Source organism: Bradyrhizobium sp. BR2003, from assembly GCF_009720285.1.
In the GTDB taxonomy this organism is placed as follows: domain Bacteria; phylum Pseudomonadota; class Alphaproteobacteria; order Rhizobiales; family Xanthobacteraceae; genus Bradyrhizobium; species Bradyrhizobium elkanii.
Window position 1 is genome coordinate 90,218 of the sequence record NZ_SMYJ01000047.1, and the last position, 20,676, is coordinate 110,893.

18 protein-coding genes are annotated in these 20,676 nt (G+C 65.6%); 10 read left to right on the top strand and 8 right to left on the bottom strand.

Annotated features, from left to right (window positions below):
* Nucleotides 1-30: 30 nt before the first annotated feature.
* From E2I15_RS36625 to E2I15_RS36645, 5 genes are all read left to right on the top strand, one after another.
* Complete coding sequence (locus tag E2I15_RS36625; protein ID WP_137476687.1) at nt 31-528, top strand: CAP domain-containing protein; 498 nt, start codon at nt 31-33, stop codon at nt 526-528.
* A gap of 163 nt (nt 529-691) precedes the next feature.
* Nucleotides 692-1,861, top strand: coding sequence for a DUF3734 domain-containing protein (locus E2I15_RS36630; protein ID WP_137476688.1), 1,170 nt, complete (start codon nt 692-694; stop codon nt 1,859-1,861).
* 12 nt (nt 1,862-1,873) lie between these two features.
* Entirely contained in the window at nt 1,874-2,662 is a 789-nt protein-coding gene (locus E2I15_RS36635; RefSeq protein WP_137476689.1) for a 3-hydroxybutyrate dehydrogenase, read from the top strand.
* Nucleotides 2,663-2,905: 243 nt separating this feature from the next.
* Nucleotides 2,906-4,297, top strand: coding sequence for an FAD-binding oxidoreductase (locus E2I15_RS36640; protein ID WP_137476690.1), 1,392 nt, complete (start codon nt 2,906-2,908; stop codon nt 4,295-4,297).
* Nucleotides 4,298-4,321: 24 nt separating this feature from the next.
* Entirely contained in the window at nt 4,322-5,503 is a 1,182-nt protein-coding gene (locus tag E2I15_RS36645) for an MFS transporter (protein WP_137476691.1), read from the top strand.
* Nucleotides 5,504-5,587: 84 nt separating this feature from the next.
* On the opposite strand, the gene E2I15_RS36650 is transcribed toward E2I15_RS36645, so the two are convergent.
* Both E2I15_RS36650 and E2I15_RS36655 read right to left on the bottom strand, forming a co-directional pair.
* The gene (locus E2I15_RS36650) at nt 5,588-6,979 is read right to left on the bottom strand and encodes an oligosaccharide flippase family protein (protein ID WP_422109809.1); all 1,392 of its coding nucleotides are present in this window, start codon (nt 6,977-6,979) and stop codon (nt 5,588-5,590) included.
* A 225-nt stretch (nt 6,980-7,204) separates the two neighbouring features.
* The gene (locus E2I15_RS36655) at nt 7,205-8,044 is read right to left on the bottom strand and encodes a protein-disulfide reductase DsbD domain-containing protein (RefSeq protein WP_137476692.1); all 840 of its coding nucleotides are present in this window, start codon (nt 8,042-8,044) and stop codon (nt 7,205-7,207) included.
* Between the two features lie 136 nt (nt 8,045-8,180).
* On the opposite strand from E2I15_RS36655, the gene E2I15_RS36660 reads away from it, so the two are divergent.
* A complete protein-coding gene (locus tag E2I15_RS36660) occupies nt 8,181-8,840 on the top strand; it encodes a YqgE/AlgH family protein (protein ID WP_137476976.1) in 660 nt (219 codons plus the stop codon).
* Nucleotides 8,841-9,098: 258 nt separating this feature from the next.
* Here E2I15_RS36660 and E2I15_RS36665 read toward each other — a convergent pair whose 3' ends face one another.
* Together E2I15_RS36665 and E2I15_RS36670 are read right to left on the bottom strand one after the other, a co-directional pair.
* Nucleotides 9,099-9,986 carry a TauD/TfdA dioxygenase family protein gene (locus tag E2I15_RS36665; protein ID WP_137476693.1) on the bottom strand — a complete coding sequence of 296 codons (888 nt, stop codon included), beginning with the start codon at nt 9,984-9,986 and terminating at the stop codon, nt 9,099-9,101.
* Nucleotides 9,987-10,087: 101 nt separating this feature from the next.
* Nucleotides 10,088-10,867, bottom strand: a complete 780-nt coding sequence (locus E2I15_RS36670) for an SDR family NAD(P)-dependent oxidoreductase (RefSeq protein ID WP_155262765.1) — start codon at nt 10,865-10,867, stop codon at nt 10,088-10,090.
* Between the two features lie 181 nt (nt 10,868-11,048).
* Between E2I15_RS36670 and E2I15_RS36675 the strand changes: the two genes are divergently transcribed.
* The gene (locus E2I15_RS36675) at nt 11,049-11,783 is read left to right on the top strand and encodes an SDR family NAD(P)-dependent oxidoreductase (protein WP_137476694.1); all 735 of its coding nucleotides are present in this window, start codon (nt 11,049-11,051) and stop codon (nt 11,781-11,783) included.
* A gap of 59 nt (nt 11,784-11,842) precedes the next feature.
* Nucleotides 11,843-12,232 (top strand): CsbD family protein, encoded by a 390-nt coding sequence (locus E2I15_RS36680; protein ID WP_137476695.1) that lies wholly within the window; start codon nt 11,843-11,845, stop codon nt 12,230-12,232.
* A 144-nt stretch (nt 12,233-12,376) separates the two neighbouring features.
* On the opposite strand, the gene E2I15_RS36685 is transcribed toward E2I15_RS36680, so the two are convergent.
* Nucleotides 12,377-14,083 carry an SGNH/GDSL hydrolase family protein gene (locus E2I15_RS36685; protein WP_137476696.1) on the bottom strand — a complete coding sequence of 569 codons (1,707 nt, stop codon included), beginning with the start codon at nt 14,081-14,083 and terminating at the stop codon, nt 12,377-12,379.
* Nucleotides 14,084-14,432: 349 nt separating this feature from the next.
* Entirely contained in the window at nt 14,433-15,812 is a 1,380-nt protein-coding gene (locus E2I15_RS36690) for a lytic murein transglycosylase (protein ID WP_137476697.1), read from the bottom strand.
* A gap of 223 nt (nt 15,813-16,035) precedes the next feature.
* Here E2I15_RS36690 and galU point away from each other — a divergent pair, with 223 nt between their 5' ends.
* Nucleotides 16,036-16,911, top strand: a complete 876-nt coding sequence (gene galU, locus E2I15_RS36695) for a UTP--glucose-1-phosphate uridylyltransferase GalU (RefSeq protein ID WP_016845617.1) — start codon at nt 16,036-16,038, stop codon at nt 16,909-16,911.
* 167 nt (nt 16,912-17,078) lie between these two features.
* Here galU and E2I15_RS36700 read toward each other — a convergent pair whose 3' ends face one another.
* On the bottom strand, nt 17,079-18,035 hold the full coding sequence (locus E2I15_RS36700) for a hydrogen peroxide-inducible genes activator (RefSeq protein WP_137476698.1): 957 nt from the start codon (nt 18,033-18,035) through the stop codon (nt 17,079-17,081).
* Between the two features lie 118 nt (nt 18,036-18,153).
* Here E2I15_RS36700 and katG point away from each other — a divergent pair, with 118 nt between their 5' ends.
* A complete protein-coding gene (katG, locus tag E2I15_RS36705; protein ID WP_137476699.1) occupies nt 18,154-20,319 on the top strand; it encodes a catalase/peroxidase HPI in 2,166 nt (721 codons plus the stop codon).
* Nucleotides 20,320-20,419: 100 nt separating this feature from the next.
* Here the strand turns inward: katG and E2I15_RS36710 are convergent.
* A partial coding sequence (locus tag E2I15_RS36710) for a hypothetical protein (RefSeq protein ID WP_246729481.1) occupies nt 20,420-20,676 on the bottom strand: 257 nt, incomplete at its 5' end.

Genomic DNA, 20,676 nt, shown 5'->3' on the forward strand with positions numbered 1-20,676 from the left:
ACGGCAGGCCAACCTTGGGGGTTCTCAAAAGTGAAACGGACGACGGTCGCCCTGTTCGGGCTTCTGGTGCTTGCCGGCTGCGCCGCCGACACCAAACTCCCGGAAGAACCGGCCATGTATCTCAACATGGCACAGCCCGGCGCGGTGCTGGACAGCCAGGCCGCCGCGATCATGTTCTCGCAGTACCGCCAGAACAATGGTCTCGGCACCGTCGCGGTGGATCCGGACCTGACCAAGCTCGCCGAGCAGCAGTCGCAGGCGATGGCCGCCCGCAACAAGATGGACCACGACGTGAAGGCCCCGCTCGGCAAGCGGCTGCAGGCCGGGGGGTATCCAGCGGCGGTGGCGGTCGAGAACATCTCGGCCGGCTATCACACGCTGGCCGAAGCCTTTTCGGGCTGGCGCGATTCACCGCCGCACAAGGCCAATATGCTGAAGAGCGGTGTCACAAAAATGGGCATCGCGGCGGTCTATGCTCCAAACACCAAGTACAAGGTGTTCTGGACGCTCATTTTGGCGGCAACCTGATCTCGATAAATTCCGCGTGATCTGGCGCATGATCCGGAAAAGTGTGAGGCGGTTTTCCGGGAAGGTCATGCTCAAGCAAAGAGCTCCGAATCTCGTTGATTGACGCCGCGGCGAACAGCCGCCACGGTGCGTCTCAAGTCATTTCCTGACCCAACGGTTACGAATGGATACTTCGGATTCCGCGCCGGCCTCGACGCCTGCGCAAGCGCAGCGCGTGCTGGTTCTTCAGGGCGGCGGCGCGCTCGGCTCCTATCAGGCCGGCGCCTTTCAGGCGCTCTGTCACGCCGGCTTCGAGCCGGAATGGATCGCCGGCATCTCGATCGGCGCCATCAACGCCGCGATCATCGCCGGCAACGAGCCGGCCAAGCGCGTGCCGCGGCTGAAGGAATTCTGGGAGATGGTGTCGGCGCCGGTGCCGTGGAATCCGGTCTCGAAGCATGAACGCGCCCGCTCGCTGTTCAACGAGACCAGCGCCGCCATCATCGCGACCTTCGGCGTGCCCGGCTTCTTCACGCCGCGGATCCCGCCGGCGCCGCTGTGGCCGCCCGGCAGCTCGCAGTCGCTGAGCTATTACGACACCGCGCCCCTGAAGAAGACGCTGGAGGGCCTCGTTGATTTCGACCGCATCAACGATCTGAAGATGCGCCTGTCGGTCGGCGCGGTCAGCGTCACCTCGGGCAATTTCCGCTATTTCGACAATTACGAGTTCAGGAAGCTCGGCAAGAAGATAGGCCCCGAGCACATCATGGCCTCGGGCGCGCTGCCGCCGGGCTTTCCGTCCGTCGTCATCGAGGGCGAGCACTACTGGGACGGCGGCATCGCCTCGAACACCCCGCTCGACTTCGTGCTCGACGAGGAGATCAGCCGTGATCTCCTGATCTTCCAGGTCGATCTGTTCAGCGCGCGCGGGCCGTTGCCGGAGACGCTGCTGGAGGCCGCCGAGCGCGAAAAGGACATCCGCTACTCCAGCCGGACGCGGATGAACACCGACAAGAACAGGCAGATCCACAACGCCCGCATGGCGGTGCGCGACCTGATCGGCAAGCTGCCCGATTATCTGAAGAACGATCCGTCGGTGGAGCTGCTGCGCAAGGCGTCCAAGGAGAACACCGTCACGGTGGTTCACCTGATCTACAAGAGCAAGAACTACGAGAGCTCCTCGAAGGACTACGACTTCTCCCATGTTGCGATGGTCGAGCACTGGGGCGCGGGCGTCCGCGACGTGCATTTGTCGATGCGTCACAAAGAATGGCTAGAACGGCCGCAGTCCGGGGAAACCATGGTGACTTACGACCTCACGGGGGATGAACCCACACCCCCCGCAAGCAAATAGGAGCGACCGATAATGGGTACGTTGACAGGCAAGACCGCCGTTGTGACCGGCTCGACCAGCGGCATCGGATTGGCGATCGCGCGCGCCTTCGCGGGTGCCGGCGCCAATATCGTTCTCAACGGCATGGGCGTTCCGGCCGATATCGAGAAGGAGCGTTCGGGCATCGAGACCGACTTCAAGGTCAAGGCCGTGCATTCGCCGGCCGACATGACCAAGCCGGCCGAGATCGCCGATATGATTGCGCTCGGCGAGAAGACTTTCGGTTCGGTCGATATCCTCGTCAACAATGCCGGCATCCAGTTCGTTGCGCCGATCGAGGAATTCCCGCCGGAGAAGTGGGAAGCGATCATCGCGATCAATCTGTCGTCGGCGTTCTACGGCATCCGCGCCGCGGTGCCCGGCATGAAGAAGCGCGGCTGGGGCCGCATCATCAACACCGCCTCGGCGCACTCGCTGGTCGCATCGCCCTTCAAGTCGGCCTATGTCTCGGCCAAGCACGGCATCGCCGGTCTCACCAAGACGGTGGCGCTGGAGCTCGCGCAGCACAAGATCACCTGCAACTGCATCAGCCCGGGCTACGTCTGGACCCCGCTGGTCGAGCACCAGATCCCGGAGACCATGAAGGCGCGCAACATGACCAAGGAGCAGGTCATCAAGGACGTGCTGCTCGCCGCGCAGCCGACCAAGGAGTTCGTGACCTCCGATCAGGTCGCAGCGCTTGCGCTGTTCCTGTGCAGCGACGACGCCGCGCAGATCACCGGCTCCAACTACTCGATCGACGGCGGCTGGACCGCGGAGTAATTCTCCGGCGCGATTTGGCGGCCTCAGAACGAGCCGGCCCTGATTGGATCAGGGCCGGCTTTTGTTTTGGAGGCAGCGGGCCGGGGTGGACGACATCGCGAGCTGTGCGCAAGTGGGCGTCGTCGCCATCGCTTGGAGCCATCCCTTTTCGGCAAATTTTCGCAACTTTTTCCGATCGGATTCAGGACGATTTGGCACGCCGTGAGATGATGGCAAGGGCATTCGTGGCGAGGAGCAAATCGGATGGAGCAGCGGCAGCCATATGACGAGGTGATGGGCAAATCGCATTCCGAGCTTCGGCCCGCCTCCCAGCTACGGCTCAAGGGTCAGGTGGTCCTCGCCGGGAGCGCCGGTTACGACGAGGCGCGCAGGGTCTGGAACGGTGCCGTCGACAGGCGGCCGGCGATGATCGCCTACTGCGCGGATACCCGGGACGTGGTCGAGGCGGTGACGTTCGCGCGGACCCGCACGTTCCCGGTGGCCGTTCGCAGCGGAGGCCACAATGTCGCTGGCCTCTCGGTTTGTGACGGCGGCATCGTCATCGACCTGTCGCGGATGAAACGCATCGATGTCGATCCGGTCCGGCGCACCGCGCGCGCGGAGGCCGGCCTCGATCTCGGCGAATTCGATCGTGCTACGCAGGCGCACGGTCTGGCGACCACCATGGGGGTCAACAGCGACACCGGCATCGCCGGGCTGACGCTTGGCGGCGGCTTCGGCAAGCTCGGGCGAAAATACGGGTTGACCTGCGACAACCTGATTGCCGCCGAAGTGGTGACAGCCGAGGGACAGGTCTTGAGGGTCAGCGCGACCGAACACCCCGACCTGCTGTGGGGCTTGAGAGGCGGCGGCGGCAATTTCGGCATCGTGACTGCGTTCGAATACCGGTTGCATCCGATCGGCACGTCGTTGCCGGTCGCGTCAACGCTTTATCCTTACGATCAGGCGCGCGAGGCCATGCGGTTCTACGACGAGTTCGCGCGAAACGCTGCCGATGAGGTCAACGTCGATGCGGCCCTTGTGACGCTGCCGTCGGGCGACCGGTTCTTCAACATCTCCGGTTGCTACGTCGGCTCGCATCGTGACGGGGAGCGCGCGCTTTCGCCGATCGTCAAGTTCGGCTCGCCCGTCGAGACGCGCCTCGCAACCGTCCCCTATCTCGAGATCCAATCGGGTGGCGATGCCCTGTTTCCGCGGGGACGTCGCTATTACTGGAAGGCGCAGTTCCTGCGCGAGATCGGTGCGGGCGCGATCGACGCGCTGCTCGACGCCTATGCGAGAGCCCCCAACACCTCGTCCTTGCTGGTCCTCCAGCATGTCGGCGGCGCAATTGCACGGGTTCCGGTATCGAGCTCGCCCTACGCAAACCGGGATGCGGCGTTCGACTGCTTTCCGGTCGCGATCTGGGACGATCCGGCCGGCGACGAGGCGAACATGCATTGGGCGCGCGAGCTGTGGAGTGCCGTCAGGCCCTATTCGACCGGCGGTGTCTATGCCAACAATCTGGGGGATGAGGGCGAAGACCGGGTGCGCGACGCCTATGGCGAAAATTACGCGCGCCTTGTCGCGCTCAAGAACAAATATGATCCGACGAATTTCTTCCGCCTGAACCAGAATATCAAGCCGACGACATAGTTCAGGGCATCGGAGAAAATCCAAATGCGAAGCCGTTGGACCATTCTTGCTGCTCTGTTCGCCGCTCGTGCCACCATCGCCTTTCAGTTTCAGAGCGTCGCGGCCATCGCGCCGCAGCTCAGCCAGGGTCTGGGCGCGAGCCTGGCCGATATCGGCGTTCTGATCGGGCTCTACTTCGCGCCGGGCGCCCTGCTTGCCTTGCCTGGCGGCGCGATCGGCCGCCGCTATGGCGACAAGGTGGTGGTCGTTGCCGGCCTCCTGATGATGCTGGCAGGCGAACTGCTGATGACCGCGTCAACGTCGTGGAGCGCGCAGATCGCGGGCCGACTGACTGCCGGCATCGGCGGCGTCCTCCTGAACGTTCTGATGACCAAGATGGTCGCGGACTGGTTTGCCGGCCGGGAAATCGCCACCGCGATGGCCATTTTCATCAACTCATGGCCGGCCGGCATCGCAGTCGCTCTCATGCTGTTGCCGGCAATCGGAGCCACGCTCGGCCTCCATGCCGTCAATCTTGCCGTCGCCGGGGTGATCCTGATCGGTCTTGGCCTCATTGCTCTGGTTTATCGCGCGCCGGATGCGGCGGTCGCGGTTGAAAGCGGGCGCCGCAGCCTGACCGCCGATACGATCTGCGCCGTGACTGCCGCCGGCCTGATCTGGTGTCTCTACAACATCGGTTTTGCGATGATCTTCAGTTTCGGTCCGTCGATGCTTGTCGAGCAGGGCTGGTCCGGCGCCGCAGCCGGATCAACCATCAGTATCGTGCTCTGGCTCGCAGCCCTTTCGGTGCCGTTGGGCGGCTTCCTCGCCGATCGGACCAGGCGCGGCGAGGTCATCCTGGCCACGGGCTGCGTCGCCTTCGCGCTCCTGACACTGCTCCTGTCGCGCAGCGGCACTGTGCTTCCCGTCGTCATCGCTCTTGGAATCCTCTGCGGCCTGCCTGCCGGTCCGATCATGAGCCTGCCTGCGTGTGTGCTTGAGCAGAAGACGCGGCCGATCGGAATGGGAATATTCTACACCGTCTACTACGCCGGCATGCTGGCGGGACCGGCGATCGGAGGAAGGCTCTCCACCGCGGTCGGCTCCGCCAGCGCGGCGCTCGACTTCGGCGCCGCGGTGCTCCTGGCCTGCCCGGCCGTGCTGTGGTTCTTCCGCCGCATGGTTGCCGGCCACGATTGGGGGCAGGCGGACATCAGGCGCGCCTGACCGGCGCAAGGCTGAACGCGGTCAGGCAGGTGTTCCAGTCCGGCGGCGGGCATGCCATCGCATTAGGCCGCGCCCGGCGGAATGCTATGACGCCGGCCGCCGCCTGCCGAACGCCAGCACGTGCAGCCCGAGGCGTGAGCGCACCACATAGAACAAGAGGATCGTCTCGAAGGTCAGCGACAGCGAGGTCGAGGCGGCGGCGCCCATGCCGCCGTAGCGCGGGACGAGGGCGATGCAGAGCCCGACATTCATCAGGAACGACACCGCATAGGCGGTGGCGCAGATGCTCTGGTGGCCGAGCATGTTCAACAGCCGCTCCACCGGCCCGATCGCCGAGCGCACCACGAGTCCGATCGCGGCGACGAACATGATGCTGTAGCCGTCGACGAATTTCGGGCCGAACAGCCACAGCAGCGGCTTGCCGAACGCCAGCAGGGCGACGGTCGCGAACAGCGAGGGCCAGAACGTCCAGCTGATGGCGTGCGCGACATAGGCCGACAGCCGGTCCTTGTCGCCGAGCGCATTGTATTCGGCGAAGCGGTGCGCGGTGGTCGCCGCCATTGCGTAGTGCACGAACGACACCAGCGCCAGCGTCTTCACCACGGCGAAATAGATGCCGACCTCCTCGGACGAGCGGAACTGCTGCAGCATCAGCACGTCGGTGTAGCCGAGCAGGAGATAGAAGCTCTCGACCAGCATGATCGGCAGCGAGATCGCGAACCAGCCCTTGACGTCGTAGGTCTTCTCGCCCCGCCCGAGATGGGCGGCGAGGCGGCGGTTGAGCACGACCATCTGGCCGATCGCCGCGATGTACGCCGCGGCCGCGCTCGCGATCATCGCTGCGGTGGCGCCGAGATTGAGGCCGAGCGCCAGCGCGCCGGCGGTCAGGGCGATGATCAGCCCCTGCCGCACGATGAACTGCGGCATCAGGCCGAGCTGCATCCAGTCATGCGCGCGGGAGATGCCGTCCTGGGTGTTGGCGACGACGAAGGGCGGCAAGGTCAGGCAGCCGATATAGAGCGGCACGATTGCGTTGGGATCGATCCAGGGCGAAGCGAGGTGGATCACGCCGGCGAGCAGCAACGCGACCATGCTGGACGTCGCCAGCACCACCCAGCGGCCGCCGGAGAGGAAGCCGCGCAGCGCCGCGAGGTCGCCGCGGGCGCGGTATTCCGGAATGATCTTCTGCGCGGAGGGCGCGATGCCGAAATCCATGGTGCTGCCGAGCAGCAGCACCCAGGTCCAGACATAGACATAGATACCGTAGTCCGAGCCGCTCATCCAGCGCGCCAGCAGGATCTGCGCGAGATAGGCGATGGCGGCGCTGACGACGCGGATGGCGAAGATCATGCCGGCGAGGCGCTTGGTGACCGACGCCTCCTTGGTGCCGCCGAGCGCGCGCGCGGCGAGGTCACGCAGGCGTGCGACCCGGCCCAATGGCGCAGAGGTTGCGGATTGTGTCTCCATCACAGCCAAGGCGGAAAATTCCTAAAGCGCCGCACGGCGGCAATGGCCTCCGATCTATCAACGAAACGTTAATATTGGGTTCGGCGACTGCACCCCCTCGGGGTCGTCCCGGGGCAGTGCGAAGCGCTGAACCTCAGGTGCGCAATTGCGCACCGGGGGACCTCGAGATTCCCTCGGGCGCAATTGCGCCCTTGAGGTTCGATGCGCTGCATCGCCCCGGAATGACCCTGCGGCTCAATTCAAATTGATATTGAATTCGTAGCTTTTGTCGCCGCCGACCAGCGTCAGCTTCAGTGCGGCGCCGTCGGCCTTGGCGCCGGGCGGCAGGCCGTCGAGCTCGAAGGAGAAGCGCTTCACGCCCGGCGGCGCGTGTTCGACGAGCTTGGGCACCGGCAGCGCCCAGTCGGGCGTCGGCCCCTCGACGAACAGGCTGAGGTCCTTGCTCTCGGGCGCGCTGACATCGACCAGCACGTTGTTCTTGCCGTTGCGCTTGACGTCGCGGATCGAAAACGGGATGGGGTCGCCGATATTGGCGGGCTTCGGCACCGCGTTGAGCGCTTCCGACAGCGCGGCGTCCTCGGTCGATGCGACGCTCGCGAACGCCAGCTCGGCCTTCGCCTCTACCGGCACGCACAGCTTCTCGCACACCGCGTAGTTGATGTCAGCGCGCAGCACCAGCGGCTTGTCGGGATTCTTCGCCACGATGCGCAGCGGCAGCACCACCTGGTGCTTGTAGCCGAGCGAGGTGCCGCCGGCGCCGTCGTCGAATTGCCGCGGCGCCGGCCACATCACGGTAACCGCCTCGACGTTATCCGACCTGGAGAAATCGAACCGGGGCGGCACGCCGGAATCGCCAGGCGTCCGCCAATAGGTCTTCCAGCCGTCCTGCAACCGGAACGCAATGCCGCCAAGCAGCACCGCGCCGCTCCGCGATCCGGCGAGCAGCCGCACCGCCGAATGCGTGTCCTGTTGCCACGGCGAGGCGTCGTCGGCGCGCACCTCCGTTGCCATACATGCGACGGAAAACAGGGCGGCGACGCCAAATGCGGCCCGCAAGGGAACTATGACGATCATGAGACGTCTTTACCTGCAACTTTCGGTGCAAACCATTGAATTGCTTGTGATGCATCGCCGCACGGCGGTCGATGGTTGATTGACAGAACCGCCACCCGATATCAGGATGCCAAATCAGCAGGAAAGGCCTTTGCGGATGCGCCCTGAAGGCAAACCAGGCAAGACTCGCAAGACCGCCGCCGGCAGAAGCCCGGCCGTCGGTGCCCATGCCGCCGAAGGCGGCTATCTCGACGGCCAGATGCTGATCGCGATGCCTGTCATGGACGACCCGCGCTTCGAACGCTCCGTGATCTACATGTGCGCGCATTCCTCCGAGGGCGCGATGGGCATCATCGTCAACCGTCCGGCCGGCAGCATCGATTTCCCCGGGCTCCTGGTGCAACTCGACATCATCGAGAAGTCGGACCAGATCCAGCTGCCCGAGAATGCCGAGATGATGAAGGTGATGAAGGGCGGCCCGGTCGACACCGGCCGCGGCTTCGTGCTGCATTCCAGCGACTTCTACATTCAGGATGCGACGCTGAACATCGACGACGGCATCTCGCTCACCGCGACCGTCGATATTCTCAAGGCGATCGCCAAGGGCGCCGGGCCCAAGCACGCGATCCTCGCGCTCGGCTATGCCGGCTGGGCGCCGGGCCAGCTCGAGAACGAGATCCAGCACAATGGCTGGCTGCATTGCGACGCTGATCCGGAGTTGATCTTCGGTACCGACGTCGACGAGAAATACGCGCGCGCCTTGCGCAAGATCGGCATCGAGGCCGGCATGCTGTCGAACGACGCCGGCCACGCGTAGCGCGTTGCTTTTTTTGCGAGCGATGGTGCGTTCTCGGTGTCGTCCCGGCGAAAGCCGGACCCATAACCACCGCATGCGGTTGTGGCGCCTCGCTGGGGCCACAGCGTCGCGCAATCTCGCACATTTGTGGTTATGGGTCCCAGGTCGCGCGGAACCTGTCATCGGGCGGCGCTTCGCGCCGACCCGTTGGCTTGCCCGGGACGACGGCTGTTGGGTTGGCTACGACAGCGGTGAGTTGGGCTACGATGGCGGCGCCCGCTACTCCGCCGCTTCCTGCGCGACCGTCGGCTGGGTGCCCGCGACCGTGGCGCGTCGCATGTCGCGGGGCTGCGACTGGTCGTAGCGGCGGACGCGGTGCACGGTCTGGCGGTTGTCCCACATCACGAGGTCATGCACCGTCCATTTGTGCACATAGACGAACTCGGGCTGCGTCGCGTGCTCGGTGAGGTCGCGCAGCAGCAGCCGCGCCTCCGGCATGCTCATGCCCCTTATGGCGCCGGCGTGCGACGACAGATACAGCGACTTGCGGCCGTGCACCGGATGCGTCCGCACCAGGCGCTGCAGCACCGGCCTGAACATCTGCTTCTCTTCTTCGGTGTAGTCGAGGAAGCCGAGCGAGCCGCGCGAATACATCAGCGAGTGCTCGCAGATCATGTCCTCGATCTCGGCCTTGGTCTCGTCGTCGAGCGCGTCATAGGCGGCGCGCATGTCGGCGAATTCGGTGTTGCCGCCCTTCGGGTTCACCACGCGCGCCGACAGCAGCGAGAATTTCGCCGGGATCGGCCGGAACGAGCTGTCGGAGTGCCACAGGCAGTTGCCGAGGTTGAACAGATGGGTGCGGTGGTCCTTCGGTAGCGGCTTGCCGTCCTTGTCGAGATTGGAGACGTCGTTGAGCCCTGCGGAAAGACGATAGTCCTCCTTCTTCGCCACCGTGCCGCCGCGCGCATCTTCGCGCTCGCCGAAATTCAGCGCGAATGCCATCTGTTGTTCGTCGGAGATGTCCTGGCCGTGGAACACGAGCACGGCGTATTTGTCCATGCCGGCCTCGATGTCGATCGCTTCCTGCTGCGTCAGCGGCTTGCGCAGATCGACGCCGGAGACCTCGCCGACGAAATGCTTGTGAAGCTGCCGGATCAGGACCGTCATTGGCGTATCTCCCCGTCTGTCGCGGGCGGCTTTCCCGCTTCGTTTGACGGGAAGGCTACTCACCGCGCGCGCGCTGTCAACGCTTCGCGGCGGCGCGCGGATCAGGCATTCCGCGCCATCAACCCGCCGTCGACCGGAATCACGGCGCCGGTCAGGAACGATGCGGCGGGCAGGCACAGGCTCAGCGTCATGTGCGCGACCTCTTCCGGATCGCCGTAACGGGCGAGCGCGGTGCGGCGCTTGGCGTAGAGCGTCTTGTGCTCCTCGGAGATGCGGTCGGTGATCGCGGTGCGGATCGGACCCGGGCAGATGCAGTTCACGGTGATGCCTTCGCGTCCCAGTTCCACCGCGAGCGAGCGGGTCAGGCTGGTGACGCCGCCTTTCGCCGCGGAGTAGGGGCTGTGCAGCGCGGTCGCGCCGAGCGCCTCGGTCGAGGCGATGTTGACGATGCGCGGCGAGCGCGACTTGCGCAGGTATGGCAGTGCCGCGCGGATGATGCGCGGATGCGCCGTCAGCATCACCGCGATGCCCTTGGCCCAGGCGTCTTCGTAAGCGGGATCGTCGATCGGCACCCGCACCGAGATGCCGGCATTGTTGACGATGATGTCGAGCCCGCCGAAATGCGCGGCGACATCGTTGACGACTTTGGTGATGGCGTCGCGATCGCTGACGTCGAGCGTCCAGGCCTTCGCCGAGCCGCCGCTTGCCGAAATCTCCTTCGCCACCGCTTGCGTGCCTTCTTCGGTGAGGTCGGTAACCGCGACATTGGCGCCTTCATCGGCGAACACCCGCGCGGTGGCGCGGCCCATGCCGCTGGCGGCGCCGGTGACGAGAACGGTGAGGCCCTTCACCGAACGGCTGAGCTGCTTGTATTCGGACATCACCGACCCCCCGTTGATTTTCTGCGTTGTAGGAGACGGCAACGCTGGCACCGATCGCAAGATACGTCAAACCACTGATCCGATATCGGCATGCGCGCAGCGCGTTAACGCAAGTTTCCCGGCTGGCTTTCCGAAAAGGATCATGCTCAATCAAGACAACAGCACGAGAGAGGAACGCGCGATGAACGAGCTCGATTTCGGCGGCAAGCAAATATTGGTGGTCGGCGGCTCCAGCGGCATCGGCAACGGCATCGCGCAGGCGTTCCGCGCCAAGGGCGCGCGCGTCGCGATCTGCGGCACCCGCGCGCAGGCGAGCGACTATTCCACCGAGGAAGGCTCGCATCTCGAAGGCCTCGCCTACGCGCAGCTCGATGTCAGCAACCCGCAGGCGATCGAGGCCTTCAGGCCGTCGTTCGATCGGCTCGACGTGCTGGTGCTGGCGCAGGGCGCGGTGATTTACCGCCGCGGGGAATTCGAAATGGAGGGTTTTCGCAAGGTGCTCGAGGTCAACCTGATGAGCCTGATGGCCTGCGCCACCAAATTCCAGCCGATGCTGAGCGCAGCTAAGGGCTCGCTGATCATCGTAAGCTCGACCGCGGCCTATCATTCCACCATGGGCAATCCGGCCTACAACGCCTCGAAGACCGGCGCCGTCGGGCTGACGCGCACGCTCGGCGAGGCCTGGGCGGAGAACGGCATCCGCGTCAACGGCATCGCGCCCGGCCTCGTCGACACCAAGATGACCAAGGCGACCACGGCAAATCCGAAGCGTCTCGAAGGCGCGCTCGAGCGCATTCCGCTGAAGCGTCTCGGCACGCCCGCCGACATGGCCGGCGCCGCGCTGTTCCTGGCCTCGCCGCTCGCCTCCTACATCGTCGGCCAGACCATCGTCGTCGACGGCGGGCTGATCCTGTAACCACAGGAACCTGCGCGCCGTTTCCCGGTTAGCTCCCGGACAGATCAGGGAGCGTGACGATGGACAAGGATCGGATTTTCGGAACGGCGAAGGAGTTCGCGGGCAAGGCCGAAGGCGCAGTCGGCGATGCGACCGGCGATGCGCAGACCCAAGCCTCGGGCCGCGTGCGCGAAGCCGCAGGCTCGGTGCAGGATCTCTACGGCCAGGCCAAGGACGCCGCCCGCGACGCCGCCGACACCGCGGTCAACTACGCCAAAGATACCTTCAAGGACGCCTATGAGCATCGCGGCGAGACCGTTCGCAGCGGACAAAAGGCAATTGCGCATGCGGTGCAGGAGAACCCGCTGGGATCGCTGCTGATCGCCGGCGGCATCGGCTTTGCGCTCGCGCTCCTGATGACGCGCCAGCCGCGCCGCCCGCCGCCCTCGCGCTGGCGCTATTACGGCTGAGCGAGCCATACGACGAAACCGCAGGTCGGATCGGCGACAGCGTAACCTGCCATCTCGCCGCGCAAGACATCGGCGGGTTACGGCTTCGCCCGACCCGCCCTCAAATTTCCAGTCATCGGTCAGCTGGTCGCGCGTGTGCGCGGCTTACTGCCACGGATTCCCCGGCACTGCGGCCCGCTGTCCGACACCGCGCGGCGGACGCGGCGGCGGAGCGACCAGCGGGCGCTGCTGCGGCGCGCCGAACCCGAAGAAATCGCGCAGCCAGGGCTGTGTCTGCGGCTGCTGTTGCGGCTGGGCCTGCGTCTGGGCCGGACGGAACAGACGCCTTGGCGGCTTCGGGGCGGTGATGATCGAGCCGTCGGGCGCGATCGCCGTGGTCGAGGGCGGCGGATTGGCCGGTCCGCCCGCCGGCGCGGCTGGCGTCGCCGCCGCAACCGGCACATCGCCCTTGGCCTGCTCGCGGCCGATCTCGCGGCGCGGCCAGGCGAAATCGTCGGCACGGCCGGCGGGTGGTGCCAGCGCCTCGCCCTTCACCAGCGTGCGCGCGGCGAGCGCATCGACGGCGGCGGGCCGCGAACCCGGTCCGCCGAGCAATTGATCGGTGCCGACCGTGGAGGCGACCAGCGGAAGCACCGGGCCTGCCAGCGGCCGCGGCGCGGGCTTGCCGGGCTCGGCGCTGGTGTCCGGCGTCGCCGGTTCGCTCGGCAGCGCGATCGGCCCGGAGCGTACCGCGAGCAGGCGCGTCACCTCGCGCTCGACATAATGCGCGAGCTTGCGCGCGCCGGCCTTGGTGAAGAACACGCCGTCATCGGTACGCAGCTTGCGGGGCTGGCCTTCGAAGTCCGGGCCCTTCTGCATGAAGCGGCCGGCCTCGTCGACGAAGCCGTCCCAGACGTCGACATAGGTGATGCCGGCCTTGCCGGCGCCGTCGCGATAGAGCGCGTCGAGGAACAACATGTCCGACGTGCCCTTCTGACCGCGGATCGCAGGCAGGCCGACCCACAGCACCGGCACGCCCTTGCTCTTCAGCACGTTGATCAGCTCCTCGATCTTCTTGCCGTAGAGCTCGACCCAGCGGTCGTCGCGGAATTCATAGAGGCCGTTGGGCGAGCGCGCTGTCTTTTCCGGCGCGGCCTGCTGATCGTTGTCGGCGTCGTCGGCCGGCGGCTCGGGATCGGCGGGCTTGCCATCATTCTTGGCGGCGGCATCGGGCTTGTCGCCGGGCTTGGCCTCCGGCTTGCCGCGCGCGTCCTTCTTCTCGTCCTTCTTGTCGACCTTCTTCTCCACGACGGGTTCGCGGATCGCGGTGCGATCGTTGAGGCCGAGCATCACGACGATGGCGTCGGGGTTCTCGGTGGCGAGAATGCCCTTCGCGGCCGCGGCCCAATCCGCCGGATCGCCCTTGGGCTGATAGCGGATCAGGCCGGAGACCGTCTTGTGCTTGCGGATCACGCCCATGTCGGGCTGGTCGGAATAGGCATCCTCCAAGCCGTAGCCGAGCCAGTCGGCCATGGCATCACCGATGACCAGCACGTTGCGCTCGGCGGCGGCCTCGCGCTTGGCCGGTGCCGGGGCACGCGAGAAATCCTCGCGCGGCCGCTGCGGCTGCGATGATTGCGGCTGCTGCTGCTGGAACGGCGCGAAGAAATCACCGCCGAACCAGCCGCCACCGCCGTGCTGCGGCGGAGCGCGGCGCTGCGGTTGCGGCGGTCCGCCGCCGAAGCCGGGGAAGCCGAAGAACTGCGCCGAGGCGGGCTGGGCGATGCCGATCAACAGCGCAAGCGCCACCGTCAGCGCGACCAGCGGGCCGGCTTCGGTGAATATGCGCAAAAAGGACTTTGGCTCTCGCATCGCGTTCGGTCGCAAATGATCTGGAAGTACGTGAGCATACTAGCGGAATCGGGCCGCAAGCGGGCAGCTTTTCCACCATAAATCGGGTGCCTTCGGCCGCCGTCAAGGCAGCCGGCAAATATCGGATTTCACGGTTACTTTTGGGGGGGGGAGGGGGCGGATGTCGCGGCGACGGAACCGGGGCACCTCCCCCGCAAGCGGGAGAGGTACAGGGAGCTTGTGGCCGCGAATGGCCCGTAGCCCGGATGGAGCGAAGCGTAATCCGGGACCAGACGAACCGCATGCGAAAACCCCGGATCTCGCTGCGCTCCATCCGGGCTACGGGCTGGGCCAGCCTGCGGCTTCAGCCCTACCGCCCCCGCAGCCGCTCCAGCACCTCTGATGTGGCAAAGCCGTCGGCCGGCGCCCCGATCGACACCTGGAAGCCGCGCAGCGCCTCGCGGGTCTGGCCGCCGAACTGGCCGTCGGGCGTGCCCTTGTAGAAGCCACGCTGGGCGAGCAGCTGCTGCAGTTCCAGCCGTTCGGCGCGCGACAGCACCCGCTCCTGGCGCGGCCAGGGCTGCGCGAAGGGCTGGCCGCCGCGCAGGCGGTCGGCGAAATGGCCGATGGCGAGCGCATAGGCTTCCGCCGGGTTGTACTTCATGATCACCCGGAAGTTCTGCAGCATCAGGAAGCCGGGCCCCTCGGCGCCGGCCGGCGCCAGCAGATAGGCCTTGTCGGACGGCCGCGGGAACGGCTGGCCGTTCGGCCGCTTGAGGCCGAGATGCTCCCATTGCGACAGCGGCATCGCCTTGGCGCGGTCGGCCAGCATGTAATTGAGGCCCTGCGGCAGCACGACCTCGTAGCCCCAGCTCGCGCCGGTCTGCCAGCCGTCCTTTTTCAGATTGTTGGCGGTCGAGGCGATCAGGTCGCTCGGATTGTCGACGACGTCGCGGCGGCCGTCGCCATCGCCGTCGACGGCATAGCGCTTGAACGCGGTCGGCATGAACTGGGTCGGGCCGAACGCGCCGGCCCAGGAGCCGCGCATCTGCTCGGGCCTGAGGTCGCCGCGGTTGAGGATTTCCAGCGCCGACAGGAACTCGTCCTTGAAATAGGCCTGACGGCGGCCGATGCAGGCGAGCGTCGCGGTCGACTGCACCACGTTGCGATCGCCCATCTGGGTCGAGTAGTTCGACTCGATGCCCCAGATCGCCGCGATGATGTAGCGGTCGACGCCATAGGCCTTCTCGGTGGCATCGAACTGCGGCTTGTATTTCGCAAGGATCTCGCGGCCCTTGGCGAGCCTGGTGTCGCTGACCAGGATGTCGAGATAATCCCAGATCGCCTTGGTGAATTCCGGCTGCGAATCCATCAGGTCCATGATGCGCAGATCGGGCGTGAGGCCGGCGGTGAAGCGCTCGAAATTCTCTTGGCTGATGTTGCGCCGTGCGGCATCTGGCCACATCGCTGCGACGCAGTTCGGGAAGTCCGACGCGGCCTGGCGGATCGCCGCAGCCGTCATCAGCGGATGGCCGGAGGCGCCGTCTTCACCGCTCCACGGCGGCGCTGCGCCATCCTGTCCTGTCGCGGCCTGCGGCGGCGTCGCATTCGGTCCGGAAAAGATGCTGTCGATCAGGTTGGTCAGGCCGTTGCCCGCCGACTGGGCTTGCGTGCTGCCGGGCAGCAGCAGGCCCAGAGCGATCAGGCTCGCGCTGAAAAGCTTGATCCTTGATGTTCCCATCGCGCGCATTTGTCGTGTGCCTGTCAAAATCGTGCTGTTCCAGAAGGCCCCGGCACGGTTTCCAATAACTTAACAAGGGCGAGATTTTGTTGCGGCCCGCATTGGCTGACGGGAACGGCGGAATTAAGCCGCACCACACATCCGCCTTTGTTGGCGGCTGCAAAACGGGGTACCAAAGGCATGATTCATTTCGTGCCGCCGTCCCACCCATTTCAAGGCTTCCGATAATCCCATGAAGATCCGCAAAGCCGTATTCCCCGTCGCCGGTCTCGGTACCCGCGTGCTGCCCGCCACCAAGGCGATGCCGAAGGAGATGCTGACGATCGTCGACAAGCCGCTGATCCAGTACGTGGTCGACGAGGCCCGGGAAGCCGGCATCGAGCATTTCGTGTTCGTCACCGGCCGCAACAAGGGTGTCATCGAGGATCACTTCGACCGCATGTTCGAGCTCGACACCACGCTGGCGCAGCGCGGCAAGAAGACCGAGCAGGATATCCTGGCGCAGAACCAGCCTGAGGCCGGCGCGATGAGTTTCACCCGGCAGCAGGCGCCGCTCGGGCTCGGCCACGCGGTGTGGTGCGCGCGCGATATCGTCGGCAACGAGCCGTTCGCGGTGGTGCTGCCGGACGAATTGGTGCTGAACACGCCGGGCTGCCTCAAGCAGATGATCGACGCCGCGAGCAGGCTTGGTGACAAGTCGAACCTGATCGCGGTCGAGGCGGTGCCCGACGAACTCACCCATCAATACGGCATCTGCAGCGTCGGCAAACGCACCGGCAACATCTTCGAGGTCGATCGCATGGTCGAGAAGCCGCCGCAGGGCACCGCGCCGTCCAACCTGTCGATCACCGGCCGTTACATCCTGCAGCCGGAGATCTTCAACATCCTGGCGACGCAGGAGCGCGGCGCCGGCGGCGAGATCCAGCTCACCGATGCGATGATCGGTCTTGCCAAGACGCAGAAGTTCTACGGCGTGGAGTTCGAGGGCGAGCGTCACGATTGCGGCTCCAAGCCCGGCTTCCTCCGCGCCAACATCGCCTTCGGCCTCAAGCGCCCCGAACTGCGCGACGGCCTGATCGCCGAGATGAAGAAGTATCTGGAGAAGTAGGGCGCCGCCGCCTCATCTCGTCATTCGCCGCGAGAATGCGGACGTATGATTCCCAGACCACGCAACATGTTCGATGTCGTCCCTGCGAAAGCAGGGACGACTGCTGTAAGCGTGGCGCGCTTGGTGCGTTAAACACCGACGGCATCGTCTCCGCTACACAGCCGAGATCACGCCACCTTCCTTCGCCCCGCACGTTTCGCCGGCTCCTTGGCGCCGTCCTGCTTCGGCGCGCGCAGGGCGCGGGCGGCGAGGCTGACGACCTCGGAGATCTGCTGGAGCTGCGCGGCGAGCGGAGAGGTTTTGCGCCAGACCATGCCGATGGTGCGCGACGGCTGCGGGTGCTTGAAGCGCGAGACCGTGACCGGCGCCGAGCGCGTCTCCACCGTCACCGCCATCTCGGGGATCAGGGTGACGCCGATGCCGGCGCCGACCATCTGCACCAGCGTCGACAGCGAGCTCGCGTCCAGCACCTCGCGCGGCGGCGAGGACTGCATGTTGCAGAACGACAGCGCCTGGTCGCGGAAGCAGTGGCCCTCCTCGAGCAGCAAGAGCCGCATCTCGCGCAGCATCTCGGCACTCGGCACCGGCGTCTTGGCATCCTCGCCCGGCCGCACCAGCAGGAAGTTTTCCGAGAACAGCGCGACCTCGGTCAGCGACGGTTCCGATACCGGCAGCGCCACGATCGCGGTGTCGAGCCGGCCCTCGGCGACCTCCTTGATCAGCTTCGGCGTCAGCGTCTCGCGGACATGGATGTCGAGCTCGGGATGCAGCCGCGCCAGGTTCTCGATCACCTTCGGCAGCAGATATGGCGCGACGGTCGGGATCATGCCGACGCGCAGCCGTCCGGCAAGCTTGTCGCGCGAGGCGCGCGCGAAGTCGCCGAGCTCGTCGACCGAGCGCAGGATGTCGCGCACGCGGCGCAGCAGGTCCTCGCCGAATGTCGTCAGCGTCACCTGCCGCGCATTGCGCTCGATCAGCACGCCGCCGACGGCCTGTTCCATCTCGCGGATCTGCATCGACAGCGCCGGCTGCGAGATCGCGCAGGCATCCGCGGCGCGCCCGAAATGGCGGTGGTGGGCCAGAGCATCAAAATACCTGAGTTGCCGGAGTGTGACATTTATCATCAGATAATCTTATCGACACGATCATTAAAGTCAATTTCCTCTGATGGATTGCGGCGCGTAGAATCGCTCTTGGAAGAGCTCCAGCACATTCCAGAATCCACTACCTCGGAGAAGAAACATGGACGCAAAAACCGACGAAGGCGCGGGCAAATGCCCATTCACGGGCGGGCCCCGCGGGCACACGAATCGTGACTGGTGGCCGGAGACGCTCGACGTTCAGGTGCTGCATCAGAACTCCAGCCTGTCCGATCCGATGGGCAAGGGCTTCGACTACGCCAAGGAATTCAAGTCCCTCGATCTCAATGCCGTGATCAAGGACCTCACGGCCCTGATGACGACGTCGCAAGAGTGGTGGCCGGCCGACTTCGGCCATTACGGCGGCCTGATGATCCGCATGGCCTGGCACTCGGCAGGCACCTATCGCATCACCGACGGCCGCGGCGGCGCCGGTGCCGGTCAGCAGCGTTTCGCCCCGCTCAACAGCTGGCCGGACAACGCCAACCTCGACAAGGCGCGCCGGCTGCTGTGGCCGATCAAGCAGAAGTACGGCCGCAAGATCTCGTGGGCCGACCTGATGATCCTCGCCGGCAACGTCGCGCTGGAATCGATGGGCTTCAAGACGTTCGGTTTTGCGGGTGGCCGCGCCGACGTGTGGGAGCCGGAAGAGCTGTACTGGGGTCCGGAAGGCACCTGGCTCGGTGACGAGCGCTACAGCGGCGAGCGCCAGCTCTCCGAGCCGCTCGGCGCGGTGCAGATGGGCCTGATCTACGTCAACCCGGAAGGCCCGAACGGCAATCCGGACCCGGTCGCCGCCGCGAAGGACATCCGCGAGACGTTCTTCCGCATGGCGATGAACGACGAGGAGACGGTTGCGCTGATCGCCGGTGGCCACACCTTCGGCAAGACCCACGGTGCGGGCGATCCGTCGCTGATCGGTCCGGAGCCGGAAGGTGGCGCGATCGAGGAACAGGGTCTCGGCTGGAAGAGCAAGTTCGGCACCGGCGTCGGCGCTGACGCGATCACTGGCGGTCCCGAGGTCACCTGGACCCAGACCCCGACCAAGTGGAGCAACCACTTCTTCGAGAACCTGTTCAAGTACGAATGGGAGCTGACGAAGAGCCCGGCGGGTGCGAAGCAGTGGAAGGCAAAGGGCGCGGACGCCGTCATTCCGGACGCGTTCGATCCGTCGAAGAAGCATGTCCCGACGATGCTGACCACCGACCTGTCGCTGCGCTACGACCCGGCCTATGAGAAGATCTCGCGCCGGTTCTACGAGCATCCGGATCAGTTCGCGGACGCCTTCGCCCGCGCCTGGTTCAAGCTCACGCATCGCGACATGGGTCCGATCCAGCGCTACCTCGGCCCGCTGGTGCCGAAGGAGACGCTGATCTGGCAGGATCCGGTACCGGCGCTCGACCATGCCGTGATCGACGACAAGGATATCGAGGCGCTCAAGGCGAAGATCCTCGCCTCGGGCCTGTCGGTGTCCGAACTGGTGTCGACCGCCTGGGCCTCGGCCTCCACGTTCCGCGGCTCCGACAAGCGCGGCGGTGCCAATGGTGCACGCATCCGCCTTGCGCCGCAGAAGGACTGGGATGTCAACGAGCCGGCGCAGCTCAAGACTGTGCTGAGCAAGCTCGAAGCCATCCAGAAGGAGTTCGGCAAGAAGGTCTCGCTGGCCGATCTGATCGTGCTCGGCGGCGCGGCTGCGATCGAGAAGGCGGCCAAGGACGGCGGAACCAATGTGAAGGTCCCCTTCACGCCGGGCCGCACCGATGCGACGCAGGACCAGACCGACGTCGAATCGTTCGCTCCGCTCGAGCCGCGGGCTGACGGCTTCCGCAACTATATCGGCGGCAAGCATCAGTTCCTGCAGCCCGAGGAAGCGTTGGTCGACCGTGCACAGCTCCTGCGGCTGACCGGACCGGAATTGACGGTCCTCGTCGGCGGCCTGCGCGTGCTCGGCGCCAATGCCAAGAAGTCGAAGCACGGCGTGTTCACCAGCAAGCCGGGGACGCTCACCAACGACTTCTTCCTCAACCTGCTCGACATGGGCACGGTGTGGAGCGATGCCGGTCAGGGCGTCTATGAGGGCCGCGACCGCAAGACCAAGGCGGTGAAGTGGACCGGCACCCGCGTCGACCTGATCTTCGGCTCGCACTCGCAGCTGCGCGCGTTCGCCGAGGTCTACGGCTCGTCCGATGCCAAGGAGCAGTTCGTGAACGACTTCGTCGCGGCCTGGGCCAAGGTGATGAACGCCGACCGCTTCGATCTCGCGAAGTAAGCGGCGAGCAAACGGCAATCAGAGCAGGGCGGCGCTTCGGCGCCGCCCTGTTTCATTTGGGGGACGACGAGGAAGGATTTTCGCGGTTTGCCGATCCCGTTCAATCATGCAGCTTCATGTCGCGGATCATCTCCTCAATCTCCGCTTGCGTCAGGGTCGCCAGTGAGACTTGCGGCGCGCTGCTTGTTGCGGTGGGCACGTCGCACTGCGAGGCACCGCGCCGAGGCTCGAAGATTGCGGTCAGGCTCGCCCAGCAGACGAGGAGGGCCACGATCCAGTCCAGTACATTGGCTGCCGTCATTGCAGCACCAGCATCAGCATTTCCATGTCCTGATGCTGCAGCCGAGTCGGGCTCCG